This is a genomic window from Streptomyces sp. Je 1-369, from assembly GCF_026810505.1.
Classification (GTDB): Bacteria; Actinomycetota; Actinomycetes; order Streptomycetales; family Streptomycetaceae; genus Streptomyces.
Genome location: NZ_CP101750.1, coordinates 1,170,418 through 1,179,324 on the forward strand (window position 1 = coordinate 1,170,418; position 8,907 = coordinate 1,179,324).

At 70.1% G+C, this 8,907-nt stretch carries 21 protein-coding genes; 14 read left to right on the forward strand and 7 right to left on the reverse strand.

Annotation, left to right across the window (positions count from 1 at the left end):
- Position 1 precedes the first annotated feature (1 nt).
- The 5 genes from NOO62_RS05245 to NOO62_RS05265 all read left to right on the forward strand — a co-directional run bounded on the left by NOO62_RS05245 (position 2) and on the right by NOO62_RS05265 (position 2,283).
- A complete protein-coding gene (locus NOO62_RS05245) occupies positions 2 to 274 on the forward strand; it encodes a hypothetical protein (RefSeq protein ID WP_268769725.1) in 273 nt (90 codons plus the stop codon).
- Positions 275 to 399: 125 nt separating this feature from the next.
- The gene (locus NOO62_RS05250; RefSeq protein WP_268769726.1) at positions 400 to 708 is read left to right on the forward strand and encodes a hypothetical protein; all 309 of its coding nucleotides are present in this window, start codon (positions 400 to 402) and stop codon (positions 706 to 708) included.
- 2 nt (positions 709 to 710) lie between these two features.
- Positions 711 to 932: a hypothetical protein gene (locus NOO62_RS05255; protein WP_268769727.1), complete on the forward strand. Its 222-nt coding sequence runs from the start codon at positions 711 to 713 to the stop codon at positions 930 to 932.
- A 101-nt stretch (positions 933 to 1,033) separates the two neighbouring features.
- Complete coding sequence (locus NOO62_RS05260; protein WP_268769728.1) at positions 1,034 to 1,747, forward strand: hypothetical protein; 714 nt, start codon at positions 1,034 to 1,036, stop codon at positions 1,745 to 1,747.
- A 41-nt stretch (positions 1,748 to 1,788) separates the two neighbouring features.
- Complete coding sequence (locus NOO62_RS05265) at positions 1,789 to 2,283, forward strand: hypothetical protein (protein WP_268769729.1); 495 nt, start codon at positions 1,789 to 1,791, stop codon at positions 2,281 to 2,283.
- An 11-nt stretch (positions 2,284 to 2,294) separates the two neighbouring features.
- Here the strand turns inward: NOO62_RS05265 and NOO62_RS05270 are convergent, their stop codons facing one another.
- Positions 2,295 to 2,519, reverse strand: a complete 225-nt coding sequence (locus NOO62_RS05270; protein WP_268769730.1) for a hypothetical protein — start codon at positions 2,517 to 2,519, stop codon at positions 2,295 to 2,297.
- 91 nt (positions 2,520 to 2,610) lie between these two features.
- On the opposite strand from NOO62_RS05270, the gene NOO62_RS05275 reads away from it, so the two are divergent.
- Complete coding sequence (locus NOO62_RS05275) at positions 2,611 to 3,129, forward strand: hypothetical protein (protein ID WP_268769731.1); 519 nt, start codon at positions 2,611 to 2,613, stop codon at positions 3,127 to 3,129.
- An 8-nt stretch (positions 3,130 to 3,137) separates the two neighbouring features.
- On the opposite strand, the gene NOO62_RS05280 is transcribed toward NOO62_RS05275, so the two are convergent.
- Positions 3,138 to 3,347: a hypothetical protein gene (locus NOO62_RS05280; RefSeq protein WP_268769732.1), complete on the reverse strand. Its 210-nt coding sequence runs from the start codon at positions 3,345 to 3,347 to the stop codon at positions 3,138 to 3,140.
- 23 nt (positions 3,348 to 3,370) lie between these two features.
- A complete protein-coding gene (locus tag NOO62_RS05285; protein ID WP_268769733.1) occupies positions 3,371 to 3,712 on the reverse strand; it encodes a DUF6233 domain-containing protein in 342 nt (113 codons plus the stop codon).
- Between the two features lie 62 nt (positions 3,713 to 3,774).
- Between NOO62_RS05285 and NOO62_RS05290 the strand changes: the two genes are divergently transcribed.
- Positions 3,775 to 4,002: a hypothetical protein gene (locus NOO62_RS05290; RefSeq protein WP_268769734.1), complete on the forward strand. Its 228-nt coding sequence runs from the start codon at positions 3,775 to 3,777 to the stop codon at positions 4,000 to 4,002.
- A gap of 7 nt (positions 4,003 to 4,009) precedes the next feature.
- On the opposite strand, the gene NOO62_RS05295 is transcribed toward NOO62_RS05290, so the two are convergent.
- Entirely contained in the window at positions 4,010 to 4,249 is a 240-nt protein-coding gene (locus tag NOO62_RS05295; RefSeq protein WP_268769735.1) for a hypothetical protein, read from the reverse strand.
- A 134-nt stretch (positions 4,250 to 4,383) separates the two neighbouring features.
- Here NOO62_RS05295 and NOO62_RS05300 point away from each other — a divergent pair, with 134 nt between their 5' ends.
- Entirely contained in the window at positions 4,384 to 5,052 is a 669-nt protein-coding gene (locus NOO62_RS05300) for an HNH endonuclease family protein (RefSeq protein ID WP_268769736.1), read from the forward strand.
- Positions 5,053 to 5,112: 60 nt separating this feature from the next.
- Here NOO62_RS05300 and NOO62_RS39235 read toward each other — a convergent pair whose 3' ends face one another.
- The 3 genes from NOO62_RS39235 to NOO62_RS05315 are packed head-to-tail and all read right to left on the reverse strand — an operon-like array spanning position 5,113 to position 6,071.
- On the reverse strand, positions 5,113 to 5,337 hold the full coding sequence (locus NOO62_RS39235; protein WP_414930766.1) for a DUF6221 family protein: 225 nt from the start codon (positions 5,335 to 5,337) through the stop codon (positions 5,113 to 5,115).
- Entirely contained in the window at positions 5,249 to 5,722 is a 474-nt protein-coding gene (locus NOO62_RS05310) for a hypothetical protein (RefSeq protein WP_268769738.1), read from the reverse strand. The genes NOO62_RS39235 and NOO62_RS05310 overlap by 89 nt, the downstream gene beginning before the upstream one ends.
- Positions 5,723 to 5,774: 52 nt before the next feature.
- On the reverse strand, positions 5,775 to 6,071 hold the full coding sequence (locus NOO62_RS05315; RefSeq protein ID WP_268769739.1) for a hypothetical protein: 297 nt from the start codon (positions 6,069 to 6,071) through the stop codon (positions 5,775 to 5,777).
- A 164-nt stretch (positions 6,072 to 6,235) separates the two neighbouring features.
- Here NOO62_RS05315 and NOO62_RS05320 point away from each other — a divergent pair, with 164 nt between their 5' ends.
- The 6 genes from NOO62_RS05320 to NOO62_RS05345 are packed head-to-tail and all read left to right on the forward strand — an operon-like array spanning position 6,236 to position 8,902.
- Entirely contained in the window at positions 6,236 to 6,502 is a 267-nt protein-coding gene (locus NOO62_RS05320) for a hypothetical protein (protein WP_268769740.1), read from the forward strand.
- Positions 6,499 to 6,807: a hypothetical protein gene (locus NOO62_RS05325; RefSeq protein ID WP_268769741.1), complete on the forward strand. Its 309-nt coding sequence runs from the start codon at positions 6,499 to 6,501 to the stop codon at positions 6,805 to 6,807. The genes NOO62_RS05320 and NOO62_RS05325 overlap by 4 nt, the downstream gene beginning before the upstream one ends.
- Positions 6,807 to 6,974 carry a hypothetical protein gene (locus NOO62_RS05330; RefSeq protein ID WP_268769742.1) on the forward strand — a complete coding sequence of 56 codons (168 nt, stop codon included), beginning with the start codon at positions 6,807 to 6,809 and terminating at the stop codon, positions 6,972 to 6,974. Before NOO62_RS05325 ends, NOO62_RS05330 begins: the two co-directional genes overlap by 1 nt.
- Positions 6,964 to 8,499, forward strand: coding sequence for a hypothetical protein (locus NOO62_RS05335; protein ID WP_268769743.1), 1,536 nt, complete (start codon positions 6,964 to 6,966; stop codon positions 8,497 to 8,499). Before NOO62_RS05330 ends, NOO62_RS05335 begins: the two co-directional genes overlap by 11 nt.
- Positions 8,496 to 8,696, forward strand: coding sequence for a hypothetical protein (locus NOO62_RS05340; protein WP_268769744.1), 201 nt, complete (start codon positions 8,496 to 8,498; stop codon positions 8,694 to 8,696). Before NOO62_RS05335 ends, NOO62_RS05340 begins: the two co-directional genes overlap by 4 nt.
- Positions 8,693 to 8,902 carry a hypothetical protein gene (locus NOO62_RS05345; protein WP_268769745.1) on the forward strand — a complete coding sequence of 70 codons (210 nt, stop codon included), beginning with the start codon at positions 8,693 to 8,695 and terminating at the stop codon, positions 8,900 to 8,902. The genes NOO62_RS05340 and NOO62_RS05345 overlap by 4 nt, the downstream gene beginning before the upstream one ends.
- The last annotated feature ends 5 nt before the right edge of the window (positions 8,903 to 8,907 follow it).

Consider the following 8,907-nt stretch of genomic DNA (forward strand, 5'->3'; position numbering starts at 1 on the left):
CATGCACCAACGCGTCTTCGCCGCAGAAGTCGCTCGCGCCCTCACCGCCCGAGGACACACCAACTCCCTGACCGGAAGGGCCTGGAGGCCCGGCCACCGCGCCACCCAAGCCAGCCCCAAGACCGTCCGCCTCTGGCACGACGGACCCGACGAGCAGAACCACCTCGACCGGTACGCGCAGGCGCTCCAGGCCGCCGGATACACCGTCACCGCCGAGCACCCGGCCGCGGCCCGCCCGCGGCTCCGGATCACCCGCCAGACCAAGGAGCCGTGACCCGTGCAGTTCCTGATCACCCTCGGCGGCTGCATCGTCCTCTTCCTCGCCGCGCCCTGGGTCTCCATCGCCCTCGACCGCTACTACCGCGCCGTGCACCGCGTCCTCCGGAAGGAGAAGTGACCGTGGAGCCCACCCGTGTTGAGCAGCTCGTCGACGACGAATGGAAGCCCGTCCACGGCATCACGAACGTCGTGATCTACGACGAGCAGCAGATCACCCGCATCACCGAACGCATCCACGAAGTCCAAGACGCCATGACCGCGCTCATGCACGCGTACGCGGAGGCCGCCCGCCCGCTCCTGGTCGAGGCGGCGCGAGCCTTCCAGACGCTGCACCAGGCGGGGCTCGTCGAGAACGACGGGAAGCCCACCAAGCGCAGGGACCGGCCCGCATGGCAGTCGCCGTACGGGCCCGCACAGAGGAGGAAATGACCATGACCGGACAGAACTTCGACGACCTCGGCCGGGAGCTCAACCACCGCCCCGAGTACCACCGGCCCAAGTTCTACCGCTACCGCGTCGCCGACCGCGGCCTGCGCCTCACCCGCAACCAGTACGCCAACCAGTTCAGCAAGGCCACCATCGGCCTCGCACTCGTCGTTGGCCGACACGCGTACTGCGTGAAGTGGGCTAGCGCAGAGCTCAAGTTCCTCTGACCTGCCCCACGGCAAAGGGGCGCGCCCACGATCTCCCCAGACCAGGCACGCCCCTCAGGTGCTGATCACCGTACCTCCCGCGCACCACAGGAGCACCCACGATGACCACCACCGCCACACACCTCCGCACCATCGCCGTCCACTGGCACGACCTACACGAAGCCGCAGGCACCCCCGTCATCGCCGGAGCCTTCGGGCTCGGCCTTCGCGGCTACCTCGCCCGCCTCGACGACCTCGACGCCGACCGCGCCCTCATGGACGCCGCCCTCGCCCGCGCCGCAGAGCGCGCCGACTCCAACCCCGAAGCCCTCGGTGAACGCCCGGTCCCGGTACGCCTGTCCGTGCTCGACACGATGCGCGCCGTCGAGGCCGCCCTCGTCGACTGCGCCGACCAGACCGCCGCCGTCGTACAGCGGTCCCCGATGGCGTACGCCCCGCGGGGATGGCCGGACGCCGACCGGGCACGCCGCGACCAGCTCGCGCGGGCGGACGCGCTCGACCCGCGGCGGTGGCGGTACACGGGGTGCAGGACGGCGCCGTATGCCGCGCTGTGGCTGCTGGCGCGCGTGACGCGGGCGGCTGGCCCGTTCACGGCGCTTCCCGAGCGGGAGGAGCGGCGCATCGCGGTCGTCGCTGCGGGCGCGGCCGGGCGGGTGGAGCGGGCCCTCGACATCGCCGCGCAACGCCGCACGCTGGAGCAGCGGCACGATTGCGGCGGTGCAATCGATGTGCATGGTGGTGAAGGCCGGCAGCCGCTCGCGCACTGCACGGGATGCGGGCAGGTCTGGACGGAGGGCGGCGTGGTCGCGGCATGAATTCGTCTACGGCCGACCCGCTGCCCTGCAACACTCGGCCGATGACCAACTACCTGCGAGACGAAGACATGGAGCTGTACGCCCTCTTGGGTCTCATGGTCCGTGCAGCAGCTGACCTCGAGCTCCGGCTTCAACTCATCGCGGTACGCCTTTCCGAAAGCTCATACGCGCACCTCTGGGTCCATGGCGCCGCAGCCTCAGCGGCAACAAAGCTGATCAAGGACCTGGCCAAGGCAAACCCCAACGTCACCGATGAGGAGTCCGCTGACTTGGTGCCGCTCCTCTCGCGTGTGGGACCACTGCTGGAGAGGCGACACGGTTACGTGCACGGAGCCTGGTCCGTGGACCAGAGCAATCCTGCTGAACCGTCATACCTGGCCATGCGCTATACCAAAGGTCAGGAGTCCCCGCGATTTGATCCCATCTCGAAGGACCACCTGGGGGACCTGACGACCAAATTGTCTGACCTTACGAGCGAGCTGATGGGCTGGTTCGCCAGGTATCTGCGCAAGTGGCAGCAGTCTGACGGAACGTAGCTCCACGGCCGTCATCCCGCTTTGCCCGCGTCGAGCACTACCAGAAGACCGCCGATCGCCGCGTAGACGATCAAGCACCGCCCCCGCAGCACGGCGCCGGCCGCCGTCATCGGCCCGGCACCGTGCTCGCGCTCGTCGGCCACAGAGTCGATGAGCGCCAGCGTCTCCTCGTGCACGTCGTCCGGCATCGCGGACAGCGCCTCGTCGGCCGCACGCGTGAGCTCCACCCTGTGCATAACGCCCCCCCTTGTGATCCACAGGAGCAGCACGCTACGGCGATCACCAACTCCCCACGCGAGCCTGTGGATAACCGTCACAATGCGCGACATGGATGCAGGAGACGTGGCATTGGTGGGAGCTGTGGCAGCAGTACTGGGTGCCGCTGTCGGCGCTGGTGGCGCCGTAGGGGCAGCTGCGGTGACCGGACGCAAGCAAGCGCAGTCGCAACACAATCACTGGCGAAGGCAAGTCCGCAGAGATGCCTATGCAGCTCACCTGGTCGCAGTTTCTGCGGCGATATCCGCTCTAGATTCAGCCCAGAAGTGCTACGCCGGCGCAGCCAGCGCAGCCAGCGCAGATCTTCAGCAGGCTCTAAACGTGGTCGACGAGCATCTGGTGACCGCCCGGTCATCAGGCGTCGTGATCTTCTTGGAAGGTCCTCAGTTCGTGGCTTCCGCAGCCAGCAACATTGTGCAGGAGCTATACAAATGGAGTTGGCGCTTGGCCGGGAAGCTTGATCCCGACAGCCACGCCCCTCAGACGGATCAGATCCGTACAGCACGACAACACACCTTGACCGCCCTGGAGGCCTTTCGGGCCGCAGCAGTACAAGCCACGCAGGGATAGCGCCTGATCTACGCCGCTTCGTAGTGGTGCGCCCGCCCGCCCCGCCACAGCACCCATGTCGAGTCGTCGAGCAGGCTCTCTGCGTCTGGAAGGCCCGCGCGGCGTAGGAACTCCAACAGGTCCCGGTCGTCGTGCGCGAGGCCGACGATCTGCCCGTGCACGGTCACCCGTCGGCCGCCACTACCCTGCGGCGGGTGGACGACTATCGGAGCGCTCATGACTCCAGGGTGCGACGGGCCCGTCAGTCCAGCACGCCGAGCGCGGTGTCCGGCCTGCAGTGCGTGCACGCCCGGATCCCGTCCGCGAGCGCCCGCCGCGCCTCGTCCCGCGTCACTGGTCCGCGCCGCTTTCCCGCCGCGTGACAGTCGCCGCGGTGCACCTCGATGGGCGGGCTGCCCTGCCCGATTCCGAGCTCGACGATCCAGTCGGGGACCGGCGGCCGCGCCTGCTCGCCGCGGGCCCGCTCGGCTTCGCGTCGTTCCTCGTCGGAGATCCACTTGCGCGTGCGCGCGAGGTCCCGCTCCTGTACGCGCTCCAGGAAGCGCAGTAGGTCGAGGCGGGTAAGCGGAATCGGATCGTTCACATGTTCGAGTCTAGCGAGGGCGCAGCCTACCGTCGCGAGCACACCCGCGAGAGGATCCCCCCATGGCGAGCGTCGAGATCACCATCCACGGACAGATCACCCACGGCCACGACTACGCCGAGGTGGACTGCCCCACCTGCAGCGCCACGCACTCCCACCTGATCCGCGGAGACCTCGACGACGACACCGCGCCCGTGACGCTCACCTGCGTCAACGGGCACGACGTCCCGATCCCCCACGACATCGACGCGCGGGAGCTCCTGTTCACCGTGGCCATGCGCTCCGAGTAGCCGCGCCCTACTCGACCGGGTCCTCGTCGGCATGGCGCACGGCCTTCTTCGCGGCCATCTCGACCTCGTGCCGCGGCTGCCCAGTCTCCGTGGCGTGCGCTGTGACCGCCGCCTGGAATGCCTCGGCTGCGGCGGCCCACGCGCGCCACTGCTCCGCGTATCCCTCGCCGTCGAGGCCCGCGAGCCGTGCGCGTGCCTCTTCGGAGGATCGTTCCAGCATGATCAGTTCATCGGTGATGTCGGCCACGAGCGGATCTTAGACGCGGCTCACGCCGATCTGACTTACCGCTCGCGCGGGTGACACGAACGGCATACGCGGCACGTCGGCCCATCCTGGCTAGCTACGAAGAACGCGACCATTCGCGCTCTTCGAGGAGACCCGTGCCCGCCATCACCCGCGCCGCCGTCCTGCTCGCCGCCGTCGCCAGCCTCACCATCCCCACCGCCGCCCCCGCTCAGGCCGCTGAGCCGGGCAAGACGGTCGAGCGGCCCCTCCGGTCCGCCCTCAAAGCCCTCCACGTCAAGGAGGAGGACCGCACCGGCTACCAGCGGACCTCGTTCAAGCACTGGGTCGACGCCGACAAGGACGGCTGCTCGACCCGCAACGAAGTGCTGCTCGACGAAGCGGTCACCGCCCCCGAGCGCGGTGCGAAGTGCAAGCTCTCCGGAGGCCGCTGGTACTCCGCCTACGATGACCAGTACGTTGAGGGACCTTCCAAGATCGATATTGACCATCGGGTACCGCTCGCGGAGGCCTGGGATTCCGGGGCCAAGGGCTGGACTGCGGCCGAGCGCCAGGCCTACGCCAACGACCTCGGTGACGAGCGGGCGCTGATCGCCGTCACGGCGAAGTCCAACCGGTCCAAGGCCGACAAGGACCCCGCCACGTGGATGCCGCCGGCCGATGGCAACCGCTGCGAGTACGTGAGCCAGTGGATCGCCATCAAGACCCGATGGAAGCTCGCCATCGACCCGAGCGAGGAAGCCGCCCTCGCCGAGAACGCGACGCGGTGCCCGAACGTACCGGTCAAGGCGCAGCTCGCCCGGTAGCCGAACCACAGCAAGGAGCCCCTGCCTTGACCCGCGAGACAGGGGCTTCGATGCACGCGGCTACGGCCGCCACTCCTCGCGGTAGCCGGGCCGGTCGGCGTACGGCTCGGCGAGATCATTGACGACCGGCTCCAGCACCAGGAGTGCCACGCGGGCCGGTCGGCAAGACAGCCCGGAAGCGCGGCAGGCACATAGATCAGCTAAGAGTCCTGGCGGCATCACGCAGCGCAGTGTGCGCGTCCCGACTCCGCTCCCGGCCCACAGCAAGAGCATCTTCGACCTCATCGCTGAACCGACCGTCTCGCACGTTCCCCAGGGAAATGTCACCGAGGTCGATGGCCGACCACGCGGCCTCAACCGCGATGGCAGCCAGGCCTGCGTCAGCCGTGGTGAGCGCCATGCGGTCGAAAGCCTGCGTGACGGCCGAGCGCGCTCGATACAGATCGACCCGCGCCTCCCTGCCGACAGGGACGCCGTCACGCAGGTCGGCGACCTGAATCCAGTACTGCTGGCGGTACTCCAGGGCCGCGGCGAGCAGCTGCGCGGTGGCGTCCAGGACTCGCTGCCTCTGCTCGGCGGCGCGGGCGCGGCGGTCCGTCCAGTGTGCGGTGAGGCTGGCCAAGGCGGCTCCGCCGAGCGTGCCGAGTACGGCGATCAGGGTGGACCACATTGATGCTCCCCTTCGGTGAGCTCTTCGCACCGCCGCGCGAGATCATCCACCGCTACGCCTCCGCGTCACTCTTCTTCGGCCGCGTCGTCCCGGACCCCTTGTAACCCCGGAACACCGCCTGCACCGTACTGAGCTTGATGCTGAGGCGTGCCGCGATCTGCCGGTACGAGAGCTCCTCCTCGGCAGCCAGGTGACGAATCAGTTCATCCCGCTCACGCGACCACTCCTTGTTGCGCTCAGCCTGGGTCGCCATCACCTGGCTCTTCACCCTGACCCGCTGCTCCAAGTCCGCGATCTGCTCGACCGCGTCAAGGGCGTCCGACACGCGGCGTACCTCCTCGTCGCTCATCCCGGCCCTTTCATTTCGGCGGGCCGCTTGCGCCGCACTGTAGGGGACCCCTACAGTCCTGGGCAAGCAGCACGGCTGCTGTGCAAAACGGCCCCGGCCGGAGTTCGCACCTCCGTATGGCCGGGGCCGGACCCACCCACAACGCGAGAAGGAGCAGGTCCGCCATGGAGCGTACCGATCACTCCACCCCACAGCCCAGCCTCGGCACCGTCCTCAACCTCGACAGCTACGGCAGCACCTGGGGAACCAGCACGCTGCAGGAGACCGAGGCCGACATCGCCGAGGCCCGCGCGGCCGGCACCGCCATCGACGAGTGGACCATCGCCGACCGCGACGACCAGCCGCTCCGCATCGTCCGCCTCGCCGACCCGACGTTCCTCGACACCATCCACGTCATCCCCGCCCAGGTGTCCACGGCGGTGCCCGCATGAACACACAGCCCGCCGCACCTGACCCCGTCGACGTAGCCCTCCGCGTCCTCCTCGAGCAGCCCACCTACGCGGCACAGACCGCCCTCGCCGCGGCAGAGCTCCTCGACGCGGACGCCACCGCGCCCATGACTTACCTGCACTGCGAGCACGTCATCGACACCGCAGCCCAGACGGTCCTCGGTCATCTGCCCGATGTGGTCAGCCGCGAGAGCCTCGACCGGCTGTACGCCGCGCTGCCGTCCATCGATGGCGTGACCCGTGGCGAGTACGCGCTCCGCTTCCGCGCAGCTGCCCGGGGGCTGTGATGAGCGAGCCCATCGTCACCGACCCGCAGGCCTCCGTCGCCGAGCTCCTCCAGCGCGCCGCCGACGACTACGCCGAGGCGCAGGCCCGGCGCGAGCAGCAGTCCGGCGAGGACCGCGTGCACGGCTGCGAGCCGGACGGCTCCGAAGGAAGCCACTGTGACTCTTGATCAGCTCCACGGGTGGGCGCTCGCTCACCCGTGGCCGACCACCGTGGCGGCCACCGCGGCGCTCGGTGTCACCGCCTTCACTGCGTACGCCGTCGGGCGGGCCATCCGCGCCATGCCCCGCCCGCCCGCGGCCGTCGTGGTCGCCGCCGCCGGGGCGCTCGTGTGCACGGCATACTCCGCAGACGCATCCTGGCGATTCGCCGAGCACCACCTCGGTATGACCGCCGTCACCGAGCGCGCCGTCATGTTCGCGGCCGCCGAGCTCGCGCTCCTCGCCTGCGCCGTCATGGCCCGCGCCAACAAGGCCGTGACCACCACCGACGGCGAGGCCGGCACCCCGGGCGTACCGGGCGTCCTCATGTGGCTGATCACCGCCGTGCTGGTCATCCCTTGCTACGCCGAGTCCGGGCTCGTCGGCGGCACTGTCCGCGCCGTCATCGGCCCCGTCATGGCCGGCCTGCTCTGGCACCTTGCCATGGGCCTGGAGATCCGCCTCGTCCGCCCCGAAGCACTCTCTACCGGGCTGCCCGCGACGATCGGCCGTGAGCTGCGCGAGCGGCTGCTGTCCCGGCTGGGACTGGCGACGCGGAACCGTACCGCGGAGCAGATCACCCGCGACCGTGCCACCGCGCGCGCCGTACGCCTCGGCGCCCGCCGCTGGCTCAGCCCGTGGGGCAAGGCCCGGCTCGCGGCCGCCCTGGACCGCTCCGGGGCGGCCACCAACGGCGAGCAGCGCCACACCCTCATGCAACAGCTCGCCGGACGGCGCAGCGCTGGCGACCTGCGGACCGTACCCGTCGTCTCCCCGTGGGTACAGCAGCCCGTACCCGAGGTGTACCCGCGTACCCCGCTCGGTGTGACCGGCGAGCAGCTGCGGCGCATGGACCCGATCGAGGCGATCCTCCTCGTGCACCGCGCGAACCTGCCTGCCGGGCCCGCTGAACTAGCGGCACTGTGCACCGAGTACGGCGTACCCGTCACCGAGGCGCAGGCCGGTCTCGCCCTGCGCGCGGGCCGGTGGGGAGAGGGCCCGGTCATCGACCCGTCCACCGCCGAACGGCCCGAGCTGAGCGCTGTACCTGAGCCCGTACCCGACGCCGTACCCGCGCCTTCACCTGCCGCAACGCTCACGCTCGACCTCGCGCCCATGCCCGAGGTACACCCCGAAGTACGCGCACCCGAACCAGTTTGCGCGGCCGAGCACCCCCGTACCCAGGTACATGCCCGCGTGCCCGACCCGGGCCCGGAGGAGATCGTCGATCTCATCAAGCGGCGCGCCGCCGAGGAGCGCGAGCAGGCCGCAACCGGCCAGCCTCCGCCCGCCGTACCCGAGCCGAGTACACCCCCGGGTACGCCAGCCGACGAGGACCCGCTCCTGGCCCGCGCCCGCGTACTCGACGCCGAGTACAGGTGTACCCACGACGGCCGCCCCGTCTCAATCCGCGCCCTCAAGTCCGGACTGCACATCGGCCAGACGCGCGCCAAGCAGGTACGCGCCGCCCTCGCCCAAGGGGGCACACCGTGATCGCCGTCGGCGGGCTCGTCCTCGCCCTCATCTGCCTCGCCACCGTCGGCCTCGCCGCCGCCATCGCGGCCGTCACATGGGGCAACCGCAGCACGCACTGGCTCGCCGACGTCGCGAGTGTCTTCGCAATGGCGCTCGCGGGGTTCTGCCTCGTTCTGGCCACCATCGCTCAGGTCGCCGAAGGGCTCCGGCCATGAGCGACCGCACCGTCCTCACGGACATCTCGGATGCCTGGCACCTGTGCGTGCTCGCCGGACTCGCCCACCCCACCGCCACCACCGCCACCGAGGCCGCCGCGGCGCTGCTCGCCACCGCCGCGCTCCTGCACGGCCACCGGCGCCCCGCCCTCACCCTGACCGCCACCGCGACCGCCGGCCACCTCGCCGCGGCCCTCCTTCACTGAGGCAC